Consider the following 24,702-nt stretch of genomic DNA (forward strand, 5'->3'; position numbering starts at 1 on the left):
AATGAGGGTCGCGGTCGTCGGTGCGGGGCGGATGGGCGCCGCCATGGCCATCCGGCTGCGCGAGTCGGGCGCCGAGGTGGTGGTCTACAACCGCACCCGGGACAAGGCGGTGGCCACCGGCGCGGCCATCGCCGGCACCGCCCGCGAGGCGGCCGCCTCCGCCGACACCGTGCTCGTCTCGCTGGCCGACGACGCGGCGGTGCTCGGCGCGTACAGCGGCCCGGACGGCGTCGTGGCCGGGCTCCGCGCGGGCACCGTCGTCGTCGAGACCAGCACGATCGACCCCGACACGGTACGGCGTGCCGCCGAGCTGGTCGGCGAGCGCGGCGCGGTGCTCCTCGACGCGCCCGTCTCCGGCAGCGTGCCGCTGGTCCAGCAGGGACAGTTGACGTTCATGGTGGGCGGGCCGGCCGCCGATCTCGACCGGGTCCGGCCGGCCCTGGACCTACTGGCCAAGCAGGTGTTCCACGTCGGGCAGGTCGGCTCGGGCGCGGTGGTGAAGCTGGCCGTGAACACCGTCGTGCACGCGCTCAACCAGGCGCTGTCGGAGGCGCTGGTGCTCGCCGAGCGGGCCGGTGTGCCGCGCACGACGACGTACGAGGTGCTGGCCAACAGCGCGGTCGCCGCGCCGTTCGTGGCGTACAAGCGGGCGGCCTTCGAGCGGCCCGAACAGGCGCCGGTCGCGTTCAGCCTCGACCTGGTCGCCAAGGACCTGGGCCTGATCCGGCAGCTGGCCGAACGCGTCGGCGCCGAGATGCCCCAATCGGCGGTCACCCGCGAGACGGTGGTGGCGGCGGTAGCGGCGGGCCTCGGTGCCGCCGACATGGCCGCGCTGTCGACGTACCTGGCTTCCTGATCAGGGGAGCTGGAGCCACTGGCGGGTGCGCTTGCCTGGCAGGTAGGCCGAGTCCAGGCGCTTGGCGACCAGGCCCAACCCTTGCTCTCGGGCGGTCTCGCGAGCGAACTTGCCGCCGCCCGGGAAGTGCGGCGGGGTCTGCCAGCCCGGGCCGGCCAGGTGCAGGCCCTCCAGCAGGGCGCGCCGGTCGGTGTAGGGCAGGTCTACTGTGGACTTTCCATCCAGCCAGAGCAGGTCGAACACCAGGTACTGCACGGGCACGCGGGCGGCCAGCCGGCGGGCCTGGGCGGTGTCGGTGACCCGGGTGCGCGGGCGCAACGCCTCCGCGCTCACCCGCCCGGCCGCGTCGAAGGCCACCACCACGCCGTCCAGCAGGCACTCGGTCGGGGCGAGCGCCTCGGCCATGTCGCGTACCTCTGGATAGGACGCCGTCAGGTCGCGACCGTCCGCGTCGAGGAGGCGGGGCCGCCCGCCCCACACGTACGCCGCGGCCCGTACGCCGTCCCACGCCAGCTCGTACGCCCAGGCGTCGTCGTCGGCCGGCAACCGGGCGGCCCGTGCCGGCAGCATCGGCGGGACCAGTTCTGGCATCGGCGTCCAGCCCGGCTCGGGCGGGTCCATCCGGTGAATCATCCAGTTCTTGCCGTCCGTGCGAAACAGCACATAGCGGCCGGAGACCCGCTCGCCGTGCAGGACGACGATCACCTCGCCGTCGCGCCACTTCTCCGTCGTGTAGGTGCCACGGTCGAATATGGTCATCCGGCCGGCGCCGTACTCCCCGGCCGGGATGTCGCCGTGGAAGTCGGCGTACTCCATGGGATGGTCGTCGGTAGAGATAATGCCGACAAAATTAGGCGGCCCCCGGCGGTGTTGCGAGCACCAGCCGAGAGCCTTGATCAGGAAGTGAGTCCTGACCCATGACCATTGTCGCAACCGTTCCCGCCCGCCTTCCGGAGCTGCCCGGCTGCGGCCGGGCAGCCACGGCCAACTTCGAGCTCTACCGCGACCCGACGTACTCCGTCCTGGACGGCCACCTGTACGTGTGCGAGAACCACGCCGACGCGTACGCCCTGCGTCAGGTGTCCGGGCTGACCCCGTACCGGGTCGGCCGGCGTCCGGTCGATGGGACCCGTTGCGGCGCCGGCTGGGACTACTTGACCATGCAGGCCCTGCGGGCGCCTGAGGTCGGGCAGCGGGTCGAGCTGGACGCGGCTGGGCAGCGCCAGCACGCCGCACACGCCCTCGCCGTTGCCGAGCTGCTCGACGACGACGGCCGGGCCTCGCATCCGGTGTGGTGCCGGCGCCGCCACGGCGTCCGCCAGGCGCACGCGTCCGCCCCGGCCGTGCTGCCCGGTGCGCCCGGGGCCGCGAGCCTGCCGGGTGAGGCACAGCCGCTGCACGTCTATCTGCACCAGGGCGACCGGGGCGTCACGCTCGTCATGGTCGAGGCGTACGACCCCGCGGTGGCCGGCACGCAGCCGGCCGCGGTGCTGTCCCTACCGGTCACGCTGGCCGTCGAGCTGGCGGGCACCGTGCACCGGCTCGTCGAGCGCGCGCAGCGGGAAGGCGGCACCCGATGAGCCGAATCTCCGGGCGCGGCTGGGCGTACGCGGGTGCGCTCCTGGGCGGCGCGGTCAGCGTGGCCGCGAACGTCGCCCATTCCTACGTACCCCCGGCCGCCGCAGTGGCAGCCTGGTCCCCGCAGCCAGGCTCGGTCGTCGGCGCCATGTTCTGGCCGGTGGCCCTGTTCGTGGCGGTCGAGATCCTCGCCCGGGTGCCGTGGCCTGCCGGCGCTCGATGGGTGGCGCTTCGCTTCGCGGGTCTGCTCCCGGTGGCCCTGGTCGCCGCGGTGGTCTCCTACCGGCACCTCTCCGGCCTGCTCGCCTTCTACGGCGAGGACGCGATCACTGCGGCCGTGGGACCTCTGGCCGTGGATGGGCTGATGGTGATGGCGACCGGTGCGCTCCTCGCGACGTCCGGCCGCCGTAGGCCGGCGCCGGCCGTTGTTGTCGAGCCGGTCGAGGTGCCGGCCCCGGTGCCGGTGGTGGAGCCGGCCGTAGCGGAGCCGCCCGCCGTCGAGCTAGTCGATGTCGCCCCGCCCGTCGAGCCGGGAGCGCCGGAGCGGCCAGCGCGGAAGCCGTCCCGGCGCCAGTCCGCGGCCGAGCGGGTCGCCCGCGCGGTACGCCGTACCCCACACGCCTCCCCGGCCGCCGTCGCCGCCCGGTTGAAGCTGTCGGAGCGGACGGTGCAGCGACACTGGCCGGCATCCACTGTCGACATGGTGACGACAGCCGGAGGTGTCTGATGACGGTGATCCTGGAGCGCGGCGGCAGGCCCACGGTCATCTTGTGGCGCGGCCAGCCATTCACCGATGAGACCTGGCACCTCACCCCGGCGTGGGACCGGTGCTGTTAGTACGCCCGGTGGGCGTCGCCGGCGCCGACCGTGCCCGCCGTCACCGCCACGCGGCGGCGTGCGGCGGCGCACGGCGGCGTGCGCCGCATCGGGAGGTCATGCCGTGCCGGCGTGAGCATCGTCGCCGGCGTAAGACGAACGCGCCCGGTTGTGGGAGACGGGAGGTGCGTTCGCCCGCTGCCGGGCTGGCAAACGCACGCGCCCAGGCGCGCGCCGCGCTGCTGCCGGCGGCGACCTGACGCAGCACGTATCCGCGGCCGAGGCAATGACCGAGATTTTGGGGTGTAGCCATGAAACTGCGAGAGCGGCTAGACGCGATGGCCGCCGGCCGCCGCGCCGGGCTCGCCGGCCGCCCCGTCACCGATTGTCCGTACACACAGGACACCCCGAACGGGCGAGCGCTCACGCTCGCGTTCGTCCGCGCGTACCTGAAGGTAAACCCTGAGGCCGCGTCTGCGGTCTCGTTCGAGGGCTAGCCACCCAACACCCCCAGCACCACCCGAACGCCCGCCACGGCCTTACGTGGCGGGCGCTTCGCCGCGCGGTAGGCAACCGGCACTTTCACCTGAGCCTCGCTCGGAGAGGGCGCACTCTGTACCCCGTGCCGCAGCCCTCTCTCCGCCGTTGACGTCCCCATCCTTCTCCGCCACCATGGAGCGGGAACGCTTCAGCAAGTTTCTCGCAAGGAGGCCAGATGCGCGCCCGGTTCCTGGGGAAGGACCCCAATCTCAGATCGACAACTCGCCCACCCTGTTCGCCACCGACCGCACCGACCGCGTGACCTACATTGCGCAGGGCTGGAAGGTGACTGACCCCGAAGCGCTCGCGGACATCGGCGCGGTACCCGACCACGAAACTCTGATTGAGATCCCGGAAGACGTGCTCAGGTTCTACGCGCACCGCTACCTTGAGCAGGAGGGCGAGCACTGACCGCCTTTATCCCGCCCGGCCCGGAGATCCGACAGCTCTTCCACTCCTTCGAGCACACGGCCTACCGGCTGGAGGCCCGTGACCACTACGACGCCAGTTACGAGAATGAGTCGCTGCGGAAGTTCCTCGCAGGTGAGCCCGATGACCTGCCCTGGATGCAGAGCTGGCTGGACATGCTGCGCGAGGCCAGGGCCCAGGGGCGCCGGTTCGCCCGTGTACGCGTGGTGACGCTGCCGCTGAACGACTACAGCCGCTTCGGTGTGTGGTGCTCGCAGTTCACCAACGGCGCGGGTGAGGATATCCGCTACCTGGAGCGGGGCAAGGCCGCGGCCCTGGCCCTGCCAGATCACGACTACTGGCTATTCGACTCGCGGAAGCTGGTTCGGATGCACTTCGACGACCGCGACGCCTTCCTGGGTGGCGAGGTCATCGAGGATGCTGCCGAGATCGTCAAGCACAACTACTGGCGTGACGCTGCCTGGCATCACGCCATCAGACGGGACGACCTTGCCACCGAACAACACCTCGGACGCGTCTAGCGTTCACGAGGCGCGCAACGCCCTCGGCAAACGGCTCCGCGAGCTACGCCAAGCCGCCGGCTTCAGCGGTAGGCAGCTCGCGGAGTCTTTGTCGTGGCCGCCTTCCAAGGTGTCCAAGCTGGAGAACGGCCGCCAGACACCCACTGACGACGACATCCGCGGATGGACGAACGCAACCAGCGCAGAAGCCGAGGCGGAAGCATTGCTCGCCTCGCTGCACACCCTCGAAATCCAGCACGCCGAGTGGCAGCGCATCCTGCGTACCGGCCTGAGACCTCGCCAGCAAGAACACATCGAGTGGGATCAGAAGACGCGGCTCTTCCGGGCGTTTGAGGTGACCGTGATCCCCGGCCTTCTTCAGACTGCGGAGTACGCCCGTGCCCGCTTCGCTGAGGGTATCCGTCGGCTCAAGTTGCCGAACGACATCAACGAGGCTGTAGCTGCTCGTATGCGGCGCCAAGAGATCCTGTACCAACCTGATAAGCGGTTCCACTTCGTGCTGACCGAGGCAGCCCTCAGGTTCCGCCTGTGCCCGCCGGCGGTCATGCTCGGCCAACTCGACCGTCTAGTCTCCTTCTCTGCCCTGCCCAACGTGCGGCTCGGGATCATCGGCTTTGAGACGCAGTACGCCACCTCGCCGTGGCACGGCTTCTGGATGTACGACAACGAGCGGGTATTGGTCGAGACCTTCAGCGCTGCCCTCGATCTGCGCCAACCAAGCGAGATCGAACTGTATGGCGATGCGTTTGAACAGCTCGCTGCGGTCGCCAGCTACGGGCGCAGCGCGCGGACGATCATCAACCGCGTCATAGACGATCTCGCTCCGGAAGCCCCTGAAGGTGGCGAGTGATTTCTAGGATGGCCATCACTGCGTGTTCGTTCTAGAAATGCCGAGAAACTTTCTTCCCCGCCAGCACCCTCCGCCTCTACCCTCCCGATAGGACAGCGAACCGTCTGTCACCCCAAGGGGATCTGGGGGTTAGCCAGGTGGCCACCCGTGTTGCCCTGCTAAGCAGGGATCAAATCGACCGACTTCCCGAGCGTGCTCGCGAAGTCGTGGAGTACCGCAAGAGCGGCCTGAGCCTCAATCACATCCAGGGTTGCCCGCTGGATTGCGCCTACTGCATCCGCCACACCTACGGCCTCTGGGATCAGCGGGTGCCGCGTGCCCTCATGACCGACGCCGAAGCGGTGGATGAGCTGGTCAATCATCGCTACTTCCAGCCGCACATCACGCCGGTTCAGGTGTTCAACCGAGCAACCGACCCGTTCTTGCCGAACGTCAGGCCGCACACCTTCGCTGTGCTGGAAGACCTCGACGGCCGTGCACTGCGCAACCATGTCTTGGTCATCACCCGGCACAGCATGAAGCCCGAGGACATCGACCGACTCGGCCAGCTTCGCCACGTCAAGGTGACGCTGCTGTTCACGTACTCTGGCATCGACAACAGGACCATCGAGCCTTACCCGTCCAGCGTGGCCGCGGAGTCGCTGAAGCTCATGAGCGCGCCCGAGCGGCGGCGGTACCGCACGATCCTCTACTGGCGTCCGTTGGTACCTGGGCTTAACGACACAGATGAGCACCTTGACGAGGCGTACAAGCTCGCCCAGCACGCCGACGCCACGGTGTTTACCGGACTCTTCTACCGCGACCAGATCGCGGAGTACTACCGCGCTAACGGTCTGCCTGAGCCATACGAGGACACGGCGCGTCGGAAGATCGTGCCCGAAACCTTGGAGCGGCGGGTCTTGGTCGCCTTCGACAGCGGGACGCCGTTGTTCCGCAAGACCTCGTGCGCCGTCGCGTACGCGCATGGTCTTCCCGACTACAACGGCCACTACGGCATCCGTGAATTGTGCGACATCTGCCCGCTGAGCCAGCTTGAGCTGTGTGCCAGCGCTCACCGCGCGCCATCACCCGACCAGATACGGCAGGTCGCCCGCGCTCTGCCCGAGGCTCGTGATCTGGTGGTCGTGGACATTACAGAGCGGGCGGCCGTGGTATCCGGCTTGGAGACCGAGCAACCCCGCTATTACCTGCAACACGCGCTCGGTTTCCAGGTTCACGACGTGCGTCATCCGCACGTCCAGCGACGGCATGGCCGAGCCGACATCGGATGGAAGGACGGCAAGCAGGATGCCTGACTGGCACACGCTCACGTACGTTGTCGTTGACGTGGAGGGCAACGGGCAACGGCCTCCCGACCTGGTGGAGTTGGCCGCCGTGCCGATCGTCGGCGGAGTCATCGGCGAACCCGTGAGCTGGCTGGTCAAGCCGGATACGCCGATCAAGCACTTCGCCACCCGGATTCACGGCCTCACAAACAAGGACGTTGCCGACTGCCCACCGTTCGCGGACGTCACTGATCACGTGCTGGCTGCATTGGACGCTGACGCCCTGGTCGCCCACAACGCACACGTCGACGTTGACGTCCTGCGTCGCAAGCTCGGTGACTGGAAGGTGCCCGAGCTCTTCGACACGCTAAAGCTGGCACGTCGCTTGCTGCCGGACGTAGGCAGCTACAAGCTCGGGAGCCTGGTCGAGGCGTTCAGGCTGGCCGATGAGATCCCAGAAGGGCTCACACCACACCGCGCGGCGTATGACGCGTTGGTTGCGGCACGGCTGTTCGTCCACCTCGCCGCCAAGGCACGGAGCGTGGAAGAACTGCGCGGCACCTCGGGAGGAGAGGGCGACGATGCCCCGGCCCTTTTCTGACCATGCGCGGGGAGTGTTCGTCAGCGTTGATGGACCGAGCGGCGCCGGGAAATCGACCATCGTTCACCACCTGGCGCAACTCCTCGTCGCTGATGGCGAAGACGTCCACGTCACCGCCGAGCCTTCAGGCGGCCCCATCGGCATGCTCTGCCGCGAGTTGACCGAAACCATCACCGGTCACGCGCTGGCCTGCCTGTACGCCGCCGACCGCTACCACCACCTTGAGGTGGAAGTCCGGCCAAGCATCCAAGCCGGCCGGGTGGTGATCTCCGACCGCTACATCCCGTCCGCCCTGGTAATGCAGCGCTTCGACGGCATCGACCCCGCCTTCCTCTGGCACCTGAACGCCGAGGCCGACCGGCCCGACCTAGCCGTCATCCTCGAAGCCGACCCCGAGGTCATCTCGGAACGCCTACGAGAACGTGGCCCTCACAACCGCTTCCAGCTCACGCCCGGGAGCAGTCACGCGGAAGTCGACTTCTACCGACAAGCCACCGAACTGTTGATCCACGCCGGCTTCGACGTGCTGCGAGTGGACTGCAATCAACGACCACCAGAGCAATCCGCGGCCCTCATCCGCGACCGGTTGATGACCTCCTTACCGGCCGAGAGGAGGGAGGAGATCCATGACCCTCGCGGTGGTGCCGGACCGGCGACCCTCACGACCGCTGGGCACCAAGGGTGACGTTCTACGGGATGAGCTACGGCAGCTCGGCCCCAACAATCCGAAATGGCACGCGCTGTACGACCGCCTGGCCCAGGCCGGCGAGCTGATGGGAGATCCAGCATGGTGGGCGGCCGAGGTCGCGACGTACAGGATCCCGCCGTGACGGGCCTGCCGGTCGCTCTTGGCGACGTGATCGAGTTGGCCTCCCGCGATTACCGGTATGGCGAGGGCTCGCTGACTTTGCGGGTCACGAAGGTCGCGGGGGACAGCATGTCGCTCGGTGGCGAACCCTGGCTGGAGATTCGCGGCAGGGTGATCTTCCTCAATGGGTGCGAGGGGGACGAGCGAGTGATCTCCGTGCGGGTGTCCGCCCTGCCTCACGCGAAGCAAATGGGCGCTCTCCGCGTCAGGCAGCTCGCGGGGTAAGCGTGACCACCGTCTACTTCGGACGTGCCGCGTGGGATCGGATTGCCTGGACGACGCAGGAACGGGACCGGCACGAGGCCAGCACCCGGAACGATTGGTGCCACACCTGCAACAGGCCCGCGCCGTGCGGCCCGTACCGGGCGTTAGCGCCGCGCTGAGGCGGTACGGCCGGGCCACTCAAAGACGGGCCGGGAGCCAAGGAGGGACACAGTGACGACGTACAGCGCCGCCGAACAGCTTGAGCACGCGCAAACGGTGATTGACCTACACGTCACGGCCACGGACGGGCGCTGTCGGGCGTGCGGTGCGTGGGGGCCGTGTTACCGGCGCGAGACTGCCGTCAAGCTGTTTTCCCGCTTCCTGCGGCTGCCGCGACGCGTCCCGGGGGCGAGCCGCCCCGAGCTGGTCGGCGCGAAGCGGATCGTGTAGGCCATGGGTGTACGTGACCCGCTCCACGCTCCCGGGCGTCCGGGCTGGACGTGCCTCGCCTGTGGCGACGGGTGGCCTTGCGTGCAGCGCAAGGAACAGATCCGCGAGCTGACGGCCGGCGATCAGGTACTGATGTCGATCTACATGCGGACCTACCTCGGGGACGCCTGTGTCGATCTTTCGCACCTCGCGGTCGAGCAGGTCAAGGAGCGCCTTATGGGATGGGTGACGCCGTGTCCGTTGTAGAGCCGGGCACCGTCGTCATGCTCAAGCCGGGGCAGTGGCGCGAGCACTGTTGCGGACCGCTGGCGTTCCGGCTGTGGTTGCGTGTCGAGCGGTGCGAGGTGGAAAGCGAGACTGAGACGAAGGTCCAGGGCGTTAGCCTCGATCCGGACAAGCGATTCAGCGGTGCCCATCGCATGGTCGTGACCGTCCCGACGCAGGTTCTCCCGCAAGCGGTGAGGAGTCTCCCGGCATCGGGCTGATTCGGCGGGGCGAGACGCGCTCGCCATCGTTGATCATGCGTACGTCGAAGCGTCCCACCGCGCAGGAGTCGACTGGCCCTGATGACCGCCTCACGCCCAGGTCTGACCGATCGGCAGGCCGCGATTCTCGCCCTCGTCGCCGCCGGCGTCACCGCGCCCGCTGTCGCCACGCAGCTCGGCATCAAGCCAGAGACCGTGCGCAAGCAGCTCGCCGCCGCCCGGCGCAGGACCGGCACCACCTCGACGCGCGAGGCGCTGCTCATTGCCCGCGAACGTGGCTGGATGTCGCCCAGATGAGTGACGTCAGGAACCGCGCAACCGCCGACCGGGTCGAGCCTAGTCGAACCCGTGGATTTGGTATCTGCTGCCTGTCGCGTTTGCACAGGTCACAGGGTGTGTGTTCACGCCGTTGTCACGGTCGCCGGTCGCCCAGTGTGGGCGTCTGTGGTCGCGTGCATTGTCCGCGGTACGGCCAGACGGCACAGCGCCCGCCCGAGTCGCCTCGGGCGGGCGCTGTCCGTCGCGACCTGGTCAGGCAACGAGGGTGGGCCTGCCGTGGTCGGCGTGCCACTCGGCGCGCTGGCGGGCCGCCTTCGCGCGGTACGCCGATGGCACCTCTGACGAGGGCACGAGCCGGACGGCGAGCCCCTGGGCGCGGTACCGGTCGCCAAGCGTGTGGTCGACGTAAGCGACACCATCGACGAAGAATGCCCACGGGCGGGCGTCGCCGCCGTCCGGGCCCTGCTTGCCGGGCCAGTCGACGCGGAACGTCATGCCGGTGCCCCGTCCGGCTGCCAGGGTTCCACCGTCTTGGGCGCGATCACGTGCGGCCCGTGCGGGTTGGCCTTGCCTGCGTTGACCGGCACGCCGTAGTCGCCGGGGCGCGGGTCGACGGCGGCGTCGCGCGTCGGGGCGCCGAGGCGGAAGCTGCCCAGTGCGCGCAGCTCGGCTAGCGCCGCCGCGTAGTCGGCGGGCACCTGGTCGACGCGCTCGACGTCGTACCCACCGCTGCACCGGACGTACGCGAGAAACGGGTGTCCATTGTCGACGTAGGCGACGCCCTCCACGAACCACACCGCGTCATCGCTGTGGTTTGTCGGCCCGTTTAGCGCGCGACGGTTTCCCTCGTTCTGAACCGTGATCCTCTGCATGGCTGTCTCTCCTTTGTGGTCAGATCGCGGCCGGCTCGGGCGTCGGCTCGGTCGAGCTGGTGAGCATCGACTCGATGCGGGCGGCCTGCCGCTCGGCGTACTGCGTGGCGATGGCGGCGCCGAGCCCGTCCGTGCGGCCGGTCACCCGGGCGTCCGCTGCGTCGAGCGCCGCGAGCGCCAGCGGGTGCCGGGCGGCCACGTGCAGGCGTAGGCGAGCCGACCGGCCGCGGCCTTCGCGGTCGCCGAGCACGCGCACCGCGGCCACCTGGAGCCGTTCCGTCACCGCGGCCGGGTCGTCCTCTCCTTGGTCATCGACGGCGGTGTCAAGGCTTGCCGGCGTGCGGGTGCGCAGGTACGCGGGCAGCTCGTCGAGCAGCGCATCGACGCCGGGACGGTCGCCGCGCCGCTCAATCTCGGCCACGATGGACGGCCACGACCGGCCGGAGTCGAGCAGGGGGCGCAGCCGGGCCCACGCCCGGCCGGCGCGGGTCTCGGCGAGCAACTGCGCGGTGTCGCTGCCCGTGGGGCGGTCCCCCTCGGTGGCGGCGGTCATCAGCGTCTCTGCGGCCTGGTCGACATCGCGGCGCATCGGGGCCAGGCTCTCGGCGCCGTGCTGGCGCCACTTCGCGATTGCCTCGCGCTTGTAGGCCGGCGCCCACTGGTCGCCCTGGTCGATGGTGGCGATCTGCTCGGCGATCTGGTCGGCGAGCTGGCGCGCGCTCTCCGGCGCCTTGACCAGCGTGGACCAGGCGGACTGGATCTGTTCGATGGTGACGGGCATTCATGCCTCCTCGGTTGGGTCAGCCGCCCCTGTGGCGGTCTGACGTGGTGATGTGGTGGAACGTCCGCCGGCGGCTGCGTGCAGCTTGTCGACGGTGGCTAGTAGGCGCGCCTCGCGGGCCTTGCGACGGCGCAGTGTGGGCGAGGCGGCCTCGGCGCGGTCGGCCAGCTCGGCGAGCAACGCGGCGGCGGCCTCGGCGAGCTGGGCGCCGAACAGCCGAGCGGCCGGGTCAGCCTCGCGGGCGAGCACGGCCAGGGCGCGACGTAGCCGGTTGTCCGTCGCGTTCAGGTCGGCCTGGCCCGCGTAGCCGGACCGCGGGCCCCGGCGGACGGTGGGCGGCTCGACGCCGGTCACATCGACACCTCGCATGCGTGAGCACGCGCGCGTTTGGGAAGTGTCCGGACACTACGCGCGCAGTCAAGGGAGCACGGGAGCGCACCGGGCAAGGGAGCACGCGGGCGCTCTCTTGCACTCTTGCAGCTCAGTCGCGGTGTCGAGCTGCGCAAGGGAGCAAGGGAGCAGAGCCGGGCGCCTCGCTCCCTTGCTCCCTTGGGATGTCCGATCACGGTTCGATCACCCATAGCCATCCGTCGTCGACCTTCCGCGAGACCACGCCCGCTTGCCGCTTGGCGCGCTTGAGTGCGTCGGGGCTTAGCCCGACCTTCCGGCCGGTGCCGATAACGTCGTTGGGCTTCGCCTCGCCGCCGTTGTCGACTAGGTGCCCGCGCAACCAGGCGGCGGCGTCGATGCGGTCGGCGCGGTCCTCGGGTGACTCCTGCGAGGCGTGGAGTAGGTCAGCGGCGGAGTAGCTGACCGGGCCGTCGTGCCACTCCACGCGGGCGCACCCGTGGTCGGGGCTGTCGACGAGCTGATAGGCCAGGCTCGGCGGCATGGCGGTGATGTTGGCCTTGGTGCAGGCGACGATCACGCGCGCCTCGTCGTCGGGGTCGCGGGCGACGGTGAATCCGAGGCGGGCGGCGCCGATGATGCCGATGGAGCCGCCGCCGCGATAGACCGCGTTGCTGCCCCGCCCTTGGATAGGTGGCGCACGAGGATGACGGCGGCGCCGATCTGCTCGGCCATCTTCGCCAGCGGGGCGAGGGCGCGCCGCACGTCCTGGTCGCGGTGCGAGTTGACGTCGCCGCCAAGGTAGGCCATCAGCGGGTCGACGATGACGACGGCGGCGCCGACCTGGTCGACGGCCTCGCGCACGCGCGGAATGTCCCCGGGTAGGGCGGGCATCCGGTCTACTAGCTGGCCGCTCTGCTCGTCCCGGTACGGAATCGCGGTCAGTGCCACGACCTGGGCGACGTCGGCGCCGGCAGCGTCGAGCCGGGGGCGGATGGTGTCGCCGAGCCCGTCCTCAGCGGAGAGCAGCACCACCCCGGCGGGCGTGCATCCGGGTTGTGCGTCGGGCCAGGGCTTGCCGTTTGTGACCCGGGCGGCCACGTCGAGGGTCATGGTGCTCTTGCCGAGCCCGGGATCACCGTCGATCACGTGCAGCTTGCCGCGGGCGAGGTAGCCGGGCCACAGCCAGTCGATCCGCTCCGGGGTGACGTCGGCGAGGTTCACCAGGCGCACGCCGGGTTCCGAGCCGTCCAGCTCGGCGAGGGTCGGGGCGTCGCTCATCCGCGGGTCTTCTGTCGGGCGACCGCGGATCGGATGGTGCGTGCTGCCTCGGTGGCGGTGAGGCCGGCGCCGACTGCGGCGGCCTGGAGCTGGTGCAGGACTGCGGCGCTGGCGCCGGTCTCGATGGCGCGGCGGGCGGCGAAGTACAGGGCGTTATTGCGGTTGCCGGCGGTCTGTCCGGCCATCCACTGCACGAGCCCCCGATGGTCGCCGTTGCGGCCATAGGTCGGCTGAGGTGCGAGTCGGGGCGGGTCGAGGTGGCGCCGGATCGCGTCGAAGTCGACGAGGGCGTCGCTCGACCGCCACTCGGCGATCCGGTAGGGCTGTCCGTCGATTGTGGATGGTGGTGCCAGCACGTACCCGCCGATGCCGCGGAAGTCCACGCCGTGCCGTGGCATTGCTCCGTTGCGCTGATGCGAGCCTGCGAAGTACAGGTGATAGCCGCCGGAGGGCGTGACCACGACTGCGTGTGCGCCGCGGAGCAGGCCGGCGGCGGCGAGCTGGGCGAGGCTGCGGGCACCGCGTCGGCCGTCTTTGGTGTCGATGTCGACGACGTCCGGGCCGGGCGCTCCGGTGGCAACGGCGATGTTCGCGGCCGGGTAGCGCGACCACCAGGCCGTGATGGTCGTCGGGTTGGTGGTGGCGTCCTTGACGCCGTGTGGCGTCGCGGCGCCTAGTGGCGCCTTCTCTCCCGGCCGGCACGGGAACACCGGCCAGCGCGCGGCGGCGTAGCGCAGTGCCCTCGCCAGGGTTGCGTCAGTCATCGCGCACCGCTCGGCGGTTCGCTACCCCGTGGCCTGCCGGTAGCTGTGATGTCGGAGCGGCCTTCTCGCCGGGGGTCGCTTCGTCGTGTCTGGGACATCTACGCGGCCTGCCTGGGCGGCTGGCGGGTGATGCCGACCGGGAGGTCTGGTCGGAGTAGGACGGCCAGTTGTAGGCGTTGCTCGGGGGTGAGCGGTGGCCAGTCGGCGGCAACGCGGCGCGCGTGCTCGCGCATTTGCTCCCGGGTCATGCCGCTGCCACGGCATTTCGGAGTTGGTCGAGCAGCGTCGCGTACGCGACGCGCTGCTGACCGGTGGGCCGGCGCTTGCCGGCTTCCCATCGGGCGACGGTTACCCGGTGCACACCCAATTCGGCGCCAAGCCGGGTCTGGGTCACTCCGGCGTCTTGGCGGATGGAGCGCGCCACCTCTGGCGAGGGAAGGCGTAGTTGCGCCCGGACCTCGTCCAGTAGATCCATGATTGACCTCCGCGGGACTCTCTCATCGGGTGTTGCATCGAGAGAACCATGGAGCAACCGCTTCCGTAACCATCAGGCTCTGTCGTCTCCGCGCGGCTCGGTGAGAGAGTCCCGCGCGACTGCTGCATGACTGGCTATGGGCCGGCTACAGTCATCGCGTGGGCCAGCCGTCGCGATTCGAGTTCGACATGGACTGGCTTGTCGATGACGACCTATTGACGCTGCACAAGTGGCACCGCGTCACCGGGGGCGGGCTACCTTTCCCAGTCCTGATAAGGATTGGTAAGGCCAGGGATGAGCGGCCGTTCGTCAGCGGCCTGATAGTCGGTGACGGCGAACCGGTCGAGGTAACGCCGGACACCCTACGTACCATCCGCATCGGTGCGATCCTGGCGCAGCTTTTCGAGGGCTTCGACCCGACGCGCCCGCCCAGGTGGGAAGCGGACCTTGCCGACCAGGTCGCGTGGGGCTTGATGTATGAGCAGGTCTGGCGGCCGGCGCCGGTCGTCGACGCGGGCGCCGGCCGCGGCCCCACGGATGGTGATCTCCAGCGGTTCGCACAGGTCTACCAGCGGGAGCGCGTACGTAATCCTCGTCGGGCCATGGCGGCGACCGCGGAGGCGTTGAATATCAGCGTGGCGACGGCGCACCGGAGGGCAACGCTGTGCCGTGAGCGGCGTTACCTACCGCCGAAGTGACCCCCGTGTGCGCCCCCGGAATCGTGCCCCGGGGGCGCGCCCTTTCAGACCGGATCAACGTGGATGAACTTCTCCGGGTCCCACGCCGCGCGGCCCCGGATCGGCGGCCCCAGGGTGATAGTCATCAGTTTGCGGATCACCGCCTGGCGCCGGTGCAGGTCGTTCATCGCGCGCCACGTCGCCACCGGGTCATCCCCCAGGATCTCGGTCAGCGGGTCCACCTGGCCGGCGGCCACGATCGCCTCCTCGATCTCCTCCAGGCGCTGCTGTCCGGCGGCCAGCCCCTCGCTGAGCGCGGCTTTCACCGCACCCCGGGCCAGCGCGTAGTCCTTGGCCAGTTCGGCCATGTTGAGCCGGATCGCGGCGGCCTCGGTCTCCAGCGCGGCCAGGTCCACGCCGGCTTGGCGCCGGGGGAGCAGACGGGCGCGAGAGTCCACTTCGGCCAGGACCGACTCCACCAGGCCGTTCTCCCCAGCGATCCAGTCATCGATGGGCTCCGCGCGCCAAGACCGGTGACACGTCGGGCAGGCGTACGCCCGGTCTCCCCGCCGGTTGTAGTGGCTCTTGACCGTCTTGGGGACGCACCGCTCGCACGTGAACAGCCCCACGCCGAGCCACTTGCGCGCCGTGCTCTGGCTGACCTGTCGGTCCGGCGCCTCCAGCACCACCCGGAGCGCGCGCCAGGTGGCCGGCTTGATGATCTCGGGAGACCAGCTCGGGTACTCCGCCCCGTTGTGGATGCGCAGCCCCGCGACGCGGGGGGCCAGCAGGATCTTCCGGATGACTTCCCCACGCCACGCGGTACCCCGCACCGTGGCGATACCCTCCCCGTTTAGCTCGGTGGCGATCGAGCGCAGCGAGCCACCGGCCAGGATGTGCGTTGCCCAGGCCCGGATGCGCTCGGCCTCGTCCTCCCGGATGGTCTTGCCGTCCGACTCCAGGCCGTACCCCCGGGGGCCGCCGTGGAAGTCCCCACGCTCGGCCCGGTCGCCCACCGCTCGGGCCACCCGCTCCTGTGTGCGCTCAGCCTCGGCCGCATCGGCGGCGGCCAGCATCCGGGCCACCTGCCGACCGTCAGCGGTGTTCAGGTCGAACGAGGGGGAGCGCACGAAGAGGAACCGGATGCCGTGCTGTTGCGCCAGCTCGATCAGATCCTCGTGTTCCCGGGGCCGGCGGGTCAGGCGCGACGCCGAGTAGGCGATGATCACGCTGAACCGGCCTTCGCGCGCGTCGGCAAGCAGTCGCTGGTACGCGGGCCGCTCCTTTTTGGACTTGGTGCTCGCGCTCAGGTCGTTGTCTGCGTACGGCGTACCGCCCACGATGGTCAGTCCCTCGCGCTTGCCCACCGCGCCGTTGTCCTTGCGCTGGCGCTCTACGCCCAGCTCCCGCCCCTCCCGGTCATCGCTGATCCGCTCGTACGTAGCGGCCAGATCCCGGGTTGCTCGCGTCCTCATAAGTCCGTACTATACTCACCAATGAGTGGTCCTCGGTCTGCACGGCGAGGTTGTTACGCGCCGGATCGCGGGGCACGCCACGCGGCACCGCCCAGGAGACCAGCACGCCGTCGCGTTCGAGGCGCAGGTCCCAATGCAGGCTGCGGGCGTGGTGCTGCTGGATGACGAACGTGTCATCCCCTTGCGCCGCCGGGCGCGCCGCCGGCACCGGCTCGGGGGTACGGCGGGCATCGCGCTTGCGCCGGTACTCGTCCAGCCGGTCGCCCATGGTGCAATTCTCCGCGAGCCGCACCGTGATTGCATGCGCACCGGGTGGGTACCGTTGGAGGACCTACCAGGCCGCCCCGGGGGTGAGGACGTTGTCCTTCTTCACCGTCGTCCGTCTCGGCGAGGCCGCGTTGGTCTGGGCCGACGGCCCGCTCGACGCCGCCGTCGCCGCCAGCCTGCACGAGGCCCTGTACACCGTGATCGAGCAGCGCGCCGCGCCCGTCGTCATCGACCTCGTGCGGGTGCCGAGCGTCAGCGACAACGTCATCACCGCGCTCGCCGCCGCCGCCTCCCAGGCCGCGCAGCAGGGTAGGGGGTTGGAGCTTCGGTTGTCCGGCGGGCAGGGGTTCACCGTGACCGGCTCAGCCCAGCTGCGACAGGTGATGGCACGCGCCTACCCCACCGCCGCCTAACCGCCTCCCGCACCACGCGTTAGGAAGGGCCCCCTGCTATGCAAAAAGCGATAACAGGGGGCCCTTCCTTGCAGCGTTAGGTGGTGCAGGCTGCGCCGTTCAGCGTGAAGGAAGCCGGGTTTTGGTTGGTGCCGCTGTGGGTGCCCTGGAAGCCGAAGTTGGTGCTGGCGCCCGGGGCGAGGGTGCCGTTGTAGCTCACGTTCCGGGCGGTCACCGACGATCCGCTCTGGGTTACCGTGGCGTTCCAGCTGTTGGTGATCTGCTGGCCGCTCGGGAACGTGAACGCCAGCGTCCAGCCGTTGATCGTGCCGGAGCCGGTGTTGGTGACGGACACGCTGCCGGTGAAGCCGTTGTTCCACGAGTTGGCCGTGTACGCGACGCGGCACGCGCCACCGCCGGTCGGGGGAGCCGTCGTGGGCGGCGCCGTCGTGGGCGGGGCGGTTGTCGGCGGGGCGCTGGTGGGCGGGGTGCCCTGGTTGACGCTGGCCGAGAACGAGTTGACCGCCAGCCCGGCGCCGCCGATCCACGGCTCGAAGCCGGCCTGGATGCTGGTCAGGTACCAGGAGTTGGTGATCAGGCCGCGGCTGCGGGTGTCGGCGATGAAGTCCAGCACGCTGAAGCTCCAACTGCTGATCGCGGACGGCGCGAGGTACGAGATGACGTTGTTCGAGCCGTTGCTGCCGCGCCAGACCTGCCAGGTGCGGCCGCCGATGGTGGCGTTGCCGACGACCGAGCCGATCGGCTGGATCGAGCCCTGCCGGTTGAACCAGATCATGATCTCCTGCTGGTTGACGCCGTCACGGCGGGGCGTCGGGTCCAGCCAGATGTCGTACGAGGCGTTGAACGTGCCGCCCGCGAACGTGTAGTTGATGCTGCTCGTCGCGCTGCCGATCTGGCCGACCTGCAGCGGCAGGTTGGTGCCGGGCGAGCAGTTGGTGTAGTGGCAGCCGAAGAAGACCGACGGGTACGACACCGGCGCGCCGCTGGTGTTTCCGACGCCCTGCTGGCTGACGATGGAGAAGCCGTTGTCGGTCACGTTGATGCACTGCTCGGCGCTGGTGCCCCAGCGGTTGTTCTGTACGACGTACCGGCCCTGGATGGTGGTCGAGCCGTATTGCTCGCAGATGCGCACGTCGGCCTGTGCCGGGCCGGCGGCCACGACGACGGCGACCGAGCCCGCGATGGCCAGGCCGGCCGCGACGATCGCGCGGAGTGGGCGTCTCATGAGTGCTCCTTAGGACGTGGTGGGCGACGGGAGCGCTCCCATGAGGCTAAGACATATTCACGCTTATGAAAACATGCTGCGCGCGGCCCGCAGCTGGTCCATCGAGCGGGCGAGCGCGGATGTGATCCGCTCCGGGCTCTCCGGGCCGATCCGGGCCACCGGAACGGAGATGCTGATCGCGTCGGTCGGCGGGGCCGCCAGGGGTACGACGATCGCGAAGCACACGATGCCGTCGGTGTTCTCCTCCCGGTCGACGGCGTACCCGCGTACCCGAGTCTGAGCAAGCTCGGCGAGGAGCGCGTCCCGGTCGGTGATGGTGTTGGTCGTCAGCCTGGGGAGCGGCCAACGGAGCTGGCCGGCGGGGTCCTCGCAGAGAGCGAGGAGGGCCTTGCCGAGGGCGGTGGCGTGCGCCGGCAGGCGCCGCCCGATGGCGCTGTAGAGCCGCAGCCGGTGTACGGACTCGCGCTTGGCCAGGTAGACGACGTCCGGGCCGTCGAGGCGGCCGAGGTGGACGGCCTCGCCGAACTGCCGGGACAGGTCGTCGAGCACGCCGGACACGAGGCCGACCGCGTCGTCGGCGTTGAGGTACGCCGCGCCGACCTCCAGCGCGCGCACGCCGAGGCCGAAGCGGGTGCCGGTGACGTCGGTCTCCACCCAGCCGCGCCGGGCCATCGTGCGCAGGATGCCGTGCAGGCTGCTCTTGGGGATGTCGAGGGTGCGGGCCAGGTCGACCAGTGATCGGCGCGAGGGGGACGCGGCCAGCGCTTCGAGGACTTCGAGCGTGCGGTCCGCGGACTTGACTGGTTGGCCTGGCGTCATGCTTTCCATTATGGTCGAGGATGTGACCAGCGTTCATCATCCTGAACAGTTCATCGCACGGGCCCGGCTGCTGCCCGTGGTCGTGCTCCAGGACGCGGCCGACGCGGAGCCGCTCGCCGCCGCGTTGACCGAGGGCGGCCTGCGCAGTGTCGAGGTGACCTTCCGTACGGACGCGGCCGCCGAGGCCATCCGGATCATGGCGGAAAACCCCGACCTGCTGGTGGGCGCCGGCACGGTGGTGACCCCGGCCCAGGTGGACGCGGCGGTCGCGGCGGGCGCGAGGTTCGTGGTCAGCCCCGGCTTCAGCCCTCGCGTCGTCGGCTACTGCCAGGAGCTGGGCCTGCCGGTGTACCCGGGCGCGGCCACCGCCACCGAGATCCAGATGGCCCTCGACGCGGGCCTGGAGATCGTCAAGTTCTTCCCCGCCGAGCAGCTGGGCGGGGCCAAGATGATCAAGGCGTTGGCGGCGCCGTTCCGGTCGGTCCGGTTCATCCCGACCGGCGGGGTCAACACCGTCAACCTGCCCGACTACCTCGCGCTGCCGTCGGTGTTCGCGGTCGGCGGCACCTGGATGGTCGCCCCCGACCTGATCGCGGCCGGCAAGTGGGACGAGGTCACCCGGCTCACCGCGCTAGCAGTGGAAACCACTGGGAGGCAATGAGATGTTGCAGGTGAGGGCCGCCGAGGACTGCCGCTACGACCTGGTCTCGCTCGGCGAGATCATGCTCCGGCTCGACCCGGGTGAGGGGCGGGTGCGCACCGCGCGCAGCTTCCGCGCCTGGGAGGGCGGCGGGGAGTACAACGTGGCCCGGGGCCTGCGTCGCTGCTTCGGCATGCGTACGGCCGTGGTGACCGCGTTCGCCGACAACGAGGTGGGCCGGCTGCTGGAGGACCTGGTCCTGCAGGGCGGGGTGGACACGTCGTACATCAAGTGGCTGCCGTACGACGGGATCGGGCGGTCTGTCCGCAACGGGCTGAACTTCACCGAGCGCGGCTTCGGCGTACGCGGCGCGGTCGGCACCTCGGACCGGGGGCACACCGCGGCGAGCCAACTGCGCCCCGACGACGTGGACTGGGACCACCTGTTCGGCACGCTCGGCGCGCGCTGGCTGCACACCGGCGGCATCTACGCCGCGCTGTCCGAGACCACCCCGGACGTGATCGAGGCGGCCATGTCCGCCGCGCGCAGGCACGGCACGGTCATCTCGTACGACCTGAACTACCGGCCCAGCCTCTGGAAGGCGGTCGGTGGCAAGGATCGGGCGCAGGAGGTCAACCGCCGGCTCGCCCGGTACGTCGACGTGATGATCGGCAACGAGGAGGACTTCACGGCGTCGCTCGGGTTCGCCGTACCGGACACCGACGAGTCACTGTCCGAACTAGAGGTCGCCAACTTCCGGCGGATGATCGAAGAGGTCACCAAGGAGTACGCGAACTTCGCCGTGGTCGCCACGACACTGCGCACCGTCCGTAGCGCCACGGTGAACGACTGGGGCGCGATCGCGTGGGCGGACGGCGTGTTCGCCGAAGCGACACATCGGTCCAATCTGGAGATTCTGGATCGAGTGGGTGGCGGCGACAGCTTCGCCTCCGGCCTTATTTATGGCCTTCTGACGTCTGGCGACCTCGCTACGGCCGTCGAGTACGGCGCGGCGCACGGCGCGTTGGCGATGACGACACCTGGGGATACGTCGATGGCCAGCCTCAAGGAGGTCGAGGCGCTCGTGCGTGGCGGGGGCGCTCGCGTGCAACGGTGACTGAGCCAGCTAGTGAAACTTGCTTCACGCATTTGCGTACGCGTGGCGTTACTCTTAGACGCGATCGGGGCCTATCCCTGGCCGGTTGCTCCGAGTAGTCTCTTGGCTTCAACGCGTATCGCCCCTCGGCGAGGATCTCAACAACACGGAGGCTTTGCCACCATGCTCCGTTCCACCCTGCGGGTCCTCGTCGTCGGCGCGGGCATCGCTGGTCTGGCGGCGGCTCGGGCCCTGCGGCTCGCCGGGTTTCGTCCCGAGGTGGTCGACAAGCTGCCCGCGTCCACTGTGGCCGGAGCGGGCATCTACCTGCCCGGCAACGCCGCCCGAGCGCTGCGCGAGCTGGACCTGGACGCACCGGTCCGGCCGTACGGCGAGGTGGTGGGGCGCCAGCACTTCCTCGACACCCGGGGCCGGGCGCTGTGCGACGTCGACCTCGAAGGGCTGTGGGGTGACGTCGGCGAGTGCCGCGCCCTGCCCCGCGCCGACCTGCACCGGGTCATGCTCAGCGGGGCCGGCGGCGCGGTCCGGCACGAAACCGCGCTGACCCGGCTGGAGGTCCTCGACGGCACCGCCAAGGTCGAGTTCGGTGACGGCTCCACCGCCGAATACGACCTGGTGGTGGGTGCCGACGGTCGTCGCTCCTCGGTCCGTGCGCTGTCCGGCCTGGGCGGCGCCGCGGTCCCGGTGGGGCAGGTCGTCTACCGCAGCGTGGTCACCGGCGGCCCCAGGCTCGCCGACTGGACGGCCGTCCTGGGCAGGCGGGCCGCGTTCGTGGTGATGCCGATGGGCTCGGGGCGCCTGTTCTGCTACGCCGACGAGGCGGGCACCACCGCGCCGGAGGACGCGCTCGCCCGGGTACACGAGATCTTCGGCGGGTTCGGCGGGCCGGTGCCCGATGTGCTGGAGGCCATCGAGAAGGTACAGGTGGCGGTCACCGACGAGGTCGAGATCGGGGCCTGGTCGCGGGGGCCGGTCGTGCTGGTCGGCGACGCCGCCCACGCCACCTCGCCGACGCTCGCCCAGGGTGCCGCGATGGCCCTGGAGGACGCCGTCGTGCTCGGGGCCGCGCTGCGCAAGGCCGGGACCGTGGCCGAGGCCCTCACCGAGTACGAGAGCCGCCGCCGGCCGCGTACCCGATGGGTGCTGGACCGGACCCGCGACCGCGACAAGCTGCGGGATGTGGCGCCCGCGCTGCGCGATCCACTCCTGCGCCGGCGCGGCCGGCGGATCTTCGCGGACCACTACCGGGCCCTGGTAGAGCCTTACTAACCCCCGTAGTACCCCGGTCCCTGGGGAGGACTATTCTGCTTCGGTGGTACGCCAGATCAAGCGCGAGCACACCGGAGGCCCTGCGTGACCACCGTTGCACCGAAGCCGATCGTGACCCGGCCGTGGCCGGTCCGAGAGCCGGTCAGGGGCTCCGCGATCGCACGCATCCTTCGGACCACGGACGCGAAGCAGATCGGGATCATGTATATGGTCACGTCCTTCGTGTTCTTCATGATCGGTGGCCTGATGGCCCTGCTCATGCGTGCCGAGCTGGCCCGGCCGGGGCTCCAGTTCCTCTCCCCGGAGCAGTACAACCAGCTCTTCACCATGCACGGCACGATCATGCTGCTGTTCTTCGCGACGCCGATCGTGTTCGCGTTCGCGAACTTCGTGGTGCCGCTGCAGATCGGCGCGCCGGACGTCTCCTTCCCCGGCTGAACTCCTTCGCCTACTGGCTGTACGCCTTCGGCGGCACGCTGGCCCTGGCCGGCTTCATCACCCCGGGTGGGGCGGCCGACTTCGGCTGGTTCGCGTACGCACCGCTTAACGACGCGGTCAACTCGCCCGGCGTGGGCGCCAACATGTGGATCGTGGGCCTGGCCATCTCCGGTCTGGGCACGATCCTCGGCGGCGTCAACATGATCACGACGATCCTGACGCTGCGCGCGCCCGGCATGACCATGTTCCGGATGCCGATCTTCACGTGGTCGATCCTGGTCACCGCCCTGCTGGCGATCCTGGTCTTCCCGCTGCTGGCCGCCGCGCTCTTCGCCCTCGCGGCCGACCGGATCCTCGGCGCCCACGTGTACGACCCGGCGACCGGCGGTCCGCTGCTCTGGCAGCACCTCTTCTGGTTCTTCGGCCACCCCGAGGTGTACATCGTCGCGCTGCCGTTCTTCGGCATCATCAGCGAGGTCATCCCGGTCTTCAGCCGCAAGCCGCTGTTCGGCTACAAGGGCATGGTCGGCGCCATGCTCGCCATCGCGGCCCTGTCGATGAGCGTGTGGGCGCACCACATGTTCGCCACCGGCCAGGTGCTGCTGCCGTTCTTCAGCTTCCTGAGCTTCCTGATCGCGGTCCCGACCGGCATGAAGTTCTTCAACTGGATCGGCACCATGTGGCGCGGCCAGATCACCTTCGAGACACCGATGCTCTTCGCGCTCGGCTTCCTGGTGACGTTCCTCTTCGGCGGCCTGTCCGGCGTGCTGCTGGCCAGCCCGCCCGTCGACTTCCACGTCTCCGACTCGTACTTCGTGGTGGCCCACTTCCACTACGTGCTCTTCGGCACGATCGTCTTCGCGGTGTACGCCGGCGTGTACTTCTGGTTCCCGAAGATGTTCGGCCGGATGCTCGACGAGCGCCTGGGCAAGATCCACTTCTGGCTCACGTTCATCGGCTTCCACACCACGTTCCTGGTGCAACACTGGCTGGGCAACGAGGGCATGCCGCGCCGGTACGCCGACTACGCGCCGGAGGACGGCTTCACGTTCCTCAACACGTTCTCCACGGTCGGCTCGTTCGTGCTGGGCGCCTCCACGCTGCCGTTCCTCTACAACGTGTGGAAGTCGTACAAGGCCGGCCAGGTCGTCGAGGTGGACGACCCGTGGGGCCACGGCAACTCGCTGGAGTGGGCCACGTCCTCGCCGCCGCCCCTGCGCAACTTCGACCGGATGCCCCGGATCCGCTCCGAGCGGCCGGCGTTCGACGCGAAGTTCCCGCACCTGGCGACCGGGACGCTCGCCGGGCCGCCCGAGGGTGGCGCTAAGCCGCTGACGTCCGCGTCGCGCGGTGGCGCGTCGTACACCGAGGACACCGCGGGCGAACTGGACCGCTGACGCCCGGCTTTTCGTTGTCGATCTTGAAGTTGTCAGGTTCCAAATCGGGCATCCCGACCTGACAACTCCAAGATCGACGGTTAGTGGAGGGTGACGCCTGCGGCGCGGAGTTCCTCCAGGGCGGCGTCGCGGGTTGTGGGGGTTACGCCTGCGGTTAGGTCTAGCAGGACGGTGGTCGTGAAGCCCTCGCGAGCGGCGTCCAGGGCGGTCGCGCGTACGCAGTAGTCGGTGGCGATGCCGACCACGTCGACCTCCGAGACGCCGCGGGCGCGCAGCCAGTCGCCGAGTCCGGCGCCGTCGTGCTCCAGCCCTTCGAAGCCGGAGTACGCGGCCGCGTGGTGGCCCTTGTGAAACACCGCCTCGATCCGGTCGGTCGCCAGCGCGGGGTGGAACTCGGTGCCGGCCGTACCGACGACGCAGTGCGCCGGCCAGGAGTCCACGAAGTCCGGCGGGTCGCCGAAGTGGGCGCCCGGGTCGATGTGGAAGTCCTTGGTCGCCACCACATGGTCCCAGCCGCCCTTGGCGAGCGCGTCGGAGATGCCGGCGGCTACGGCGGCGCCGCCCGTGACGGCGAGCGAACCGCCCTCGCAGAAGTCGTTCTGCACGTCCACAATGATCAGCGCCCGGCTCATGTGGCGGCTCCCCTGCGTTCGTCGATCAAGGACTTCTGCGTCGATCAAGGGCAAACGGTCGTGGATCAGA

34 protein-coding genes and 3 pseudogenes are annotated in these 24,702 nt (G+C 69.7%); 21 read left to right on the top strand and 16 right to left on the bottom strand.

Annotation, left to right across the window (positions count from 1 at the left end; translation table 11 throughout):
- Nucleotide 1 precedes the first annotated feature (1 nt).
- The gene (locus Prum_RS25075) at nucleotides 2-856 is read left to right on the top strand and encodes an NAD(P)-dependent oxidoreductase (RefSeq protein ID WP_173078712.1); all 855 of its coding nucleotides are present in this window, start codon (nucleotides 2-4) and stop codon (nucleotides 854-856) included.
- On the opposite strand, the pseudogene Prum_RS25080 reads toward Prum_RS25075, so the two are convergent.
- A pseudogene (locus Prum_RS25080) lies at nucleotides 857-1,720 on the bottom strand (ATP-dependent DNA ligase); the annotation flags it as partial. It lies immediately after the preceding gene.
- A gap of 53 nt (nucleotides 1,721-1,773) precedes the next feature.
- Here Prum_RS25080 and Prum_RS25085 point away from each other — a divergent pair.
- Together Prum_RS25085 and Prum_RS25090 are read left to right on the top strand one after the other, a co-directional pair.
- On the top strand, nucleotides 1,774-2,436 hold the full coding sequence (locus tag Prum_RS25085; protein ID WP_173078714.1) for a hypothetical protein: 663 nt from the start codon (nucleotides 1,774-1,776) through the stop codon (nucleotides 2,434-2,436).
- Nucleotides 2,433-3,161: a DUF2637 domain-containing protein gene (locus tag Prum_RS25090; RefSeq protein ID WP_173078715.1), complete on the top strand. Its 729-nt coding sequence runs from the start codon at nucleotides 2,433-2,435 to the stop codon at nucleotides 3,159-3,161. Before Prum_RS25085 ends, Prum_RS25090 begins: the two co-directional genes overlap by 4 nt.
- Nucleotides 3,162-3,267: 106 nt before the next feature.
- Here Prum_RS25090 and Prum_RS53895 read toward each other — a convergent pair whose 3' ends face one another.
- On the bottom strand, nucleotides 3,268-3,390 hold the full coding sequence (locus tag Prum_RS53895; RefSeq protein WP_281368967.1) for a hypothetical protein: 123 nt from the start codon (nucleotides 3,388-3,390) through the stop codon (nucleotides 3,268-3,270).
- A gap of 171 nt (nucleotides 3,391-3,561) precedes the next feature.
- Here Prum_RS53895 and Prum_RS25095 point away from each other — a divergent pair, with 171 nt between their 5' ends.
- The 12 genes from Prum_RS25095 (at nucleotide 3,562) to Prum_RS25150 (ending at nucleotide 9,760) form a co-directional block, all read left to right on the top strand.
- Nucleotides 3,562-3,747: an Rmf/CrpP fold protein gene (locus Prum_RS25095; protein WP_173078716.1), complete on the top strand. Its 186-nt coding sequence runs from the start codon at nucleotides 3,562-3,564 to the stop codon at nucleotides 3,745-3,747.
- A gap of 175 nt (nucleotides 3,748-3,922) precedes the next feature.
- Nucleotides 3,923-4,201 (top strand): hypothetical protein, encoded by a 279-nt coding sequence (locus Prum_RS25100; protein WP_218577328.1) that lies wholly within the window; start codon nucleotides 3,923-3,925, stop codon nucleotides 4,199-4,201.
- Between the two features lie 26 nt (nucleotides 4,202-4,227).
- On the top strand, nucleotides 4,228-4,740 hold the full coding sequence (locus tag Prum_RS25105; RefSeq protein WP_345535869.1) for a DUF6879 family protein: 513 nt from the start codon (nucleotides 4,228-4,230) through the stop codon (nucleotides 4,738-4,740).
- Complete coding sequence (locus Prum_RS25110; protein WP_173078717.1) at nucleotides 4,637-5,590, top strand: helix-turn-helix domain-containing protein; 954 nt, start codon at nucleotides 4,637-4,639, stop codon at nucleotides 5,588-5,590. Before Prum_RS25105 ends, Prum_RS25110 begins: the two co-directional genes overlap by 104 nt.
- Nucleotides 5,591-5,796: 206 nt before the next feature.
- Nucleotides 5,797-6,885 (top strand): radical SAM family protein, encoded by a 1,089-nt coding sequence (locus Prum_RS25115; protein ID WP_218577331.1) that lies wholly within the window; start codon nucleotides 5,797-5,799, stop codon nucleotides 6,883-6,885.
- A complete protein-coding gene (locus tag Prum_RS25120; RefSeq protein ID WP_173078719.1) occupies nucleotides 6,878-7,456 on the top strand; it encodes a 3'-5' exonuclease in 579 nt (192 codons plus the stop codon). The genes Prum_RS25115 and Prum_RS25120 overlap by 8 nt, the downstream gene beginning before the upstream one ends.
- 13 nt (nucleotides 7,457-7,469) lie before the next feature.
- Nucleotides 7,470-8,141, top strand: a complete 672-nt coding sequence (gene tmk / locus Prum_RS25125; protein ID WP_218577332.1) for a dTMP kinase — start codon at nucleotides 7,470-7,472, stop codon at nucleotides 8,139-8,141.
- Nucleotides 8,142-8,282: 141 nt separating this feature from the next.
- Complete coding sequence (locus tag Prum_RS25130) at nucleotides 8,283-8,549, top strand: hypothetical protein (RefSeq protein WP_173078721.1); 267 nt, start codon at nucleotides 8,283-8,285, stop codon at nucleotides 8,547-8,549.
- A 210-nt stretch (nucleotides 8,550-8,759) separates the two neighbouring features.
- The gene (locus tag Prum_RS25135; protein WP_173078722.1) at nucleotides 8,760-8,978 is read left to right on the top strand and encodes a hypothetical protein; all 219 of its coding nucleotides are present in this window, start codon (nucleotides 8,760-8,762) and stop codon (nucleotides 8,976-8,978) included.
- Nucleotides 8,979-9,059: 81 nt separating this feature from the next.
- Nucleotides 9,060-9,224, top strand: a complete 165-nt coding sequence (locus Prum_RS25140) for a hypothetical protein (protein WP_173078723.1) — start codon at nucleotides 9,060-9,062, stop codon at nucleotides 9,222-9,224.
- Entirely contained in the window at nucleotides 9,200-9,463 is a 264-nt protein-coding gene (locus tag Prum_RS25145) for a hypothetical protein (protein WP_173078724.1), read from the top strand. Before Prum_RS25140 ends, Prum_RS25145 begins: the two co-directional genes overlap by 25 nt.
- Nucleotides 9,464-9,544: 81 nt before the next feature.
- Entirely contained in the window at nucleotides 9,545-9,760 is a 216-nt protein-coding gene (locus Prum_RS25150) for a LuxR C-terminal-related transcriptional regulator (RefSeq protein ID WP_173078725.1), read from the top strand.
- Between the two features lie 234 nt (nucleotides 9,761-9,994).
- Here Prum_RS25150 and Prum_RS25155 read toward each other — a convergent pair whose 3' ends face one another.
- The 9 genes from Prum_RS25155 to Prum_RS25195 all read right to left on the bottom strand — a co-directional run bounded on the left by Prum_RS25155 (nucleotide 9,995) and on the right by Prum_RS25195 (nucleotide 14,263).
- On the bottom strand, nucleotides 9,995-10,237 hold the full coding sequence (locus tag Prum_RS25155; RefSeq protein WP_173078726.1) for a hypothetical protein: 243 nt from the start codon (nucleotides 10,235-10,237) through the stop codon (nucleotides 9,995-9,997).
- On the bottom strand, nucleotides 10,234-10,530 hold the full coding sequence (locus Prum_RS25160) for a hypothetical protein (RefSeq protein ID WP_173078727.1): 297 nt from the start codon (nucleotides 10,528-10,530) through the stop codon (nucleotides 10,234-10,236). Before Prum_RS25160 ends, Prum_RS25155 begins: the two co-directional genes overlap by 4 nt.
- Nucleotides 10,531-10,633: 103 nt before the next feature.
- On the bottom strand, nucleotides 10,634-11,395 hold the full coding sequence (locus tag Prum_RS25165; RefSeq protein ID WP_173078728.1) for a hypothetical protein: 762 nt from the start codon (nucleotides 11,393-11,395) through the stop codon (nucleotides 10,634-10,636).
- A complete protein-coding gene (locus tag Prum_RS25170; RefSeq protein ID WP_173078729.1) occupies nucleotides 11,396-11,749 on the bottom strand; it encodes a hypothetical protein in 354 nt (117 codons plus the stop codon). It lies immediately after the preceding gene.
- Nucleotides 11,750-11,957: 208 nt separating this feature from the next.
- Nucleotides 11,958-12,323: a hypothetical protein gene (locus Prum_RS25175; RefSeq protein WP_173078730.1), complete on the bottom strand. Its 366-nt coding sequence runs from the start codon at nucleotides 12,321-12,323 to the stop codon at nucleotides 11,958-11,960.
- Complete coding sequence (locus Prum_RS25180) at nucleotides 12,320-13,024, bottom strand: ATP-binding protein (RefSeq protein WP_173078731.1); 705 nt, start codon at nucleotides 13,022-13,024, stop codon at nucleotides 12,320-12,322. The genes Prum_RS25175 and Prum_RS25180 overlap by 4 nt, the downstream gene beginning before the upstream one ends.
- Nucleotides 13,021-13,788, bottom strand: a complete 768-nt coding sequence (locus Prum_RS25185) for a bifunctional DNA primase/polymerase (protein ID WP_173078732.1) — start codon at nucleotides 13,786-13,788, stop codon at nucleotides 13,021-13,023. The genes Prum_RS25180 and Prum_RS25185 overlap by 4 nt, the downstream gene beginning before the upstream one ends.
- A gap of 98 nt (nucleotides 13,789-13,886) precedes the next feature.
- Complete coding sequence (locus Prum_RS25190) at nucleotides 13,887-14,036, bottom strand: hypothetical protein (protein ID WP_173078733.1); 150 nt, start codon at nucleotides 14,034-14,036, stop codon at nucleotides 13,887-13,889.
- Complete coding sequence (locus Prum_RS25195) at nucleotides 14,033-14,263, bottom strand: helix-turn-helix domain-containing protein (RefSeq protein WP_173078734.1); 231 nt, start codon at nucleotides 14,261-14,263, stop codon at nucleotides 14,033-14,035. The genes Prum_RS25190 and Prum_RS25195 overlap by 4 nt, the downstream gene beginning before the upstream one ends.
- Before the next feature lie 158 nt (nucleotides 14,264-14,421).
- Here Prum_RS25195 and Prum_RS25200 point away from each other — a divergent pair, with 158 nt between their 5' ends.
- On the top strand, nucleotides 14,422-14,961 hold the full coding sequence (locus Prum_RS25200) for a hypothetical protein (RefSeq protein ID WP_173078735.1): 540 nt from the start codon (nucleotides 14,422-14,424) through the stop codon (nucleotides 14,959-14,961).
- Between the two features lie 44 nt (nucleotides 14,962-15,005).
- Here the strand turns inward: Prum_RS25200 and Prum_RS25205 are convergent, their stop codons facing one another.
- On the bottom strand, nucleotides 15,006-16,415 hold the full coding sequence (locus Prum_RS25205; protein WP_173078736.1) for a recombinase family protein: 1,410 nt from the start codon (nucleotides 16,413-16,415) through the stop codon (nucleotides 15,006-15,008).
- A 19-nt stretch (nucleotides 16,416-16,434) separates the two neighbouring features.
- Nucleotides 16,435-16,683, bottom strand: a pseudogene (locus Prum_RS25210) (DNA polymerase ligase N-terminal domain-containing protein); the annotation flags it as partial.
- Between the two features lie 91 nt (nucleotides 16,684-16,774).
- Here Prum_RS25210 and Prum_RS25215 point away from each other — a divergent pair.
- Nucleotides 16,775-17,095, top strand: coding sequence for an STAS domain-containing protein (locus tag Prum_RS25215; RefSeq protein WP_173078737.1), 321 nt, complete (start codon nucleotides 16,775-16,777; stop codon nucleotides 17,093-17,095).
- Between the two features lie 76 nt (nucleotides 17,096-17,171).
- On the opposite strand, the gene Prum_RS25220 is transcribed toward Prum_RS25215, so the two are convergent.
- Nucleotides 17,172-18,320 (bottom strand): glycoside hydrolase family 12 protein, encoded by a 1,149-nt coding sequence (locus tag Prum_RS25220; RefSeq protein WP_173078738.1) that lies wholly within the window; start codon nucleotides 18,318-18,320, stop codon nucleotides 17,172-17,174.
- Nucleotides 18,321-18,383: 63 nt separating this feature from the next.
- Entirely contained in the window at nucleotides 18,384-19,139 is a 756-nt protein-coding gene (locus Prum_RS25225; RefSeq protein ID WP_246278076.1) for an IclR family transcriptional regulator, read from the bottom strand.
- A gap of 22 nt (nucleotides 19,140-19,161) precedes the next feature.
- On the opposite strand from Prum_RS25225, the gene eda reads away from it, so the two are divergent.
- The 4 genes and pseudogenes from eda to ctaD all read left to right on the top strand — a co-directional run bounded on the left by eda (nucleotide 19,162) and on the right by ctaD (nucleotide 24,000).
- Nucleotides 19,162-19,800 (top strand): bifunctional 4-hydroxy-2-oxoglutarate aldolase/2-dehydro-3-deoxy-phosphogluconate aldolase, encoded by a 639-nt coding sequence (gene eda, locus Prum_RS25230; protein WP_246278077.1) that lies wholly within the window; start codon nucleotides 19,162-19,164, stop codon nucleotides 19,798-19,800.
- Between the two features lies 1 nt (nucleotide 19,801).
- On the top strand, nucleotides 19,802-20,896 hold the full coding sequence (locus tag Prum_RS25235) for a sugar kinase (RefSeq protein WP_173078741.1): 1,095 nt from the start codon (nucleotides 19,802-19,804) through the stop codon (nucleotides 20,894-20,896).
- A gap of 162 nt (nucleotides 20,897-21,058) precedes the next feature.
- On the top strand, nucleotides 21,059-22,165 hold the full coding sequence (locus Prum_RS25240) for an FAD-dependent monooxygenase (protein ID WP_173078742.1): 1,107 nt from the start codon (nucleotides 21,059-21,061) through the stop codon (nucleotides 22,163-22,165).
- 84 nt (nucleotides 22,166-22,249) lie between these two features.
- A pseudogene (gene ctaD, locus Prum_RS25245) lies at nucleotides 22,250-24,000 on the top strand (aa3-type cytochrome oxidase subunit I).
- Nucleotides 24,001-24,080: 80 nt separating this feature from the next.
- Here ctaD and Prum_RS25250 read toward each other — a convergent pair.
- Nucleotides 24,081-24,632, bottom strand: a complete 552-nt coding sequence (locus Prum_RS25250; RefSeq protein WP_173078743.1) for an isochorismatase family protein — start codon at nucleotides 24,630-24,632, stop codon at nucleotides 24,081-24,083.
- Nucleotides 24,633-24,702: the final 70 nt, after the last annotated feature.

Source organism: Phytohabitans rumicis (assembly GCF_011764445.1).
Taxonomy (GTDB): Bacteria; Actinomycetota; Actinomycetes; order Mycobacteriales; family Micromonosporaceae; genus Phytohabitans; species Phytohabitans rumicis.

Excerpts from the sequence above, each read along its gene's own strand:
- Prum_RS25075 (WP_173078712.1), top strand. The coding sequence starts at position 2 with ATGAGGGTCGCGGTCGTCGGTGCGGGGCGGATGGGCGCCGCCATGGCC.
- Prum_RS25085 (WP_173078714.1), top strand. The coding sequence starts at position 1,774 with ATGACCATTGTCGCAACCGTTCCCGCCCGCCTTCCGGAGCTGCCCGGC.
- Prum_RS25090 (WP_173078715.1), top strand. The coding sequence starts at position 2,433 with ATGAGCCGAATCTCCGGGCGCGGCTGGGCGTACGCGGGTGCGCTCCTG.
- Prum_RS53895 (WP_281368967.1), bottom strand. The coding sequence starts at position 3,390 with ATGCTCACGCCGGCACGGCATGACCTCCCGATGCGGCGCACGCCGCCG.
- Prum_RS25095 (WP_173078716.1), top strand. The coding sequence starts at position 3,562 with ATGAAACTGCGAGAGCGGCTAGACGCGATGGCCGCCGGCCGCCGCGCC.
- Prum_RS25100 (WP_218577328.1), top strand. The coding sequence starts at position 3,923 with ATGGAGCGGGAACGCTTCAGCAAGTTTCTCGCAAGGAGGCCAGATGCG.
- Prum_RS25110 (WP_173078717.1), top strand. The coding sequence starts at position 4,637 with ATGCTGCCGAGATCGTCAAGCACAACTACTGGCGTGACGCTGCCTGGC.
- Prum_RS25120 (WP_173078719.1), top strand. The coding sequence starts at position 6,878 with ATGCCTGACTGGCACACGCTCACGTACGTTGTCGTTGACGTGGAGGGC.
- Prum_RS25145 (WP_173078724.1), top strand. The coding sequence starts at position 9,200 with ATGGGTGACGCCGTGTCCGTTGTAGAGCCGGGCACCGTCGTCATGCTC.
- Prum_RS25150 (WP_173078725.1), top strand. The coding sequence starts at position 9,545 with ATGACCGCCTCACGCCCAGGTCTGACCGATCGGCAGGCCGCGATTCTC.
- Prum_RS25155 (WP_173078726.1), bottom strand. The coding sequence starts at position 10,237 with ATGACGTTCCGCGTCGACTGGCCCGGCAAGCAGGGCCCGGACGGCGGC.
- Prum_RS25165 (WP_173078728.1), bottom strand. The coding sequence starts at position 11,395 with ATGCCCGTCACCATCGAACAGATCCAGTCCGCCTGGTCCACGCTGGTC.
- Prum_RS25180 (WP_173078731.1), bottom strand. The coding sequence starts at position 13,024 with ATGAGCGACGCCCCGACCCTCGCCGAGCTGGACGGCTCGGAACCCGGC.
- Prum_RS25185 (WP_173078732.1), bottom strand. The coding sequence starts at position 13,788 with ATGACTGACGCAACCCTGGCGAGGGCACTGCGCTACGCCGCCGCGCGC.
- Prum_RS25190 (WP_173078733.1), bottom strand. The coding sequence starts at position 14,036 with ATGACCCGGGAGCAAATGCGCGAGCACGCGCGCCGCGTTGCCGCCGAC.
- Prum_RS25195 (WP_173078734.1), bottom strand. The coding sequence starts at position 14,263 with ATGGATCTACTGGACGAGGTCCGGGCGCAACTACGCCTTCCCTCGCCA.
- Prum_RS25205 (WP_173078736.1), bottom strand. The coding sequence starts at position 16,415 with ATGAGGACGCGAGCAACCCGGGATCTGGCCGCTACGTACGAGCGGATC.
- Prum_RS25220 (WP_173078738.1), bottom strand. The coding sequence starts at position 18,320 with ATGAGACGCCCACTCCGCGCGATCGTCGCGGCCGGCCTGGCCATCGCG.
- Prum_RS25225 (WP_246278076.1), bottom strand. The coding sequence starts at position 19,139 with ATGACGCCAGGCCAACCAGTCAAGTCCGCGGACCGCACGCTCGAAGTC.
- Prum_RS25235 (WP_173078741.1), top strand. The coding sequence starts at position 19,802 with ATGTTGCAGGTGAGGGCCGCCGAGGACTGCCGCTACGACCTGGTCTCG.
- Prum_RS25240 (WP_173078742.1), top strand. The coding sequence starts at position 21,059 with ATGCTCCGTTCCACCCTGCGGGTCCTCGTCGTCGGCGCGGGCATCGCT.
- Prum_RS25250 (WP_173078743.1), bottom strand. The coding sequence starts at position 24,632 with ATGAGCCGGGCGCTGATCATTGTGGACGTGCAGAACGACTTCTGCGAG.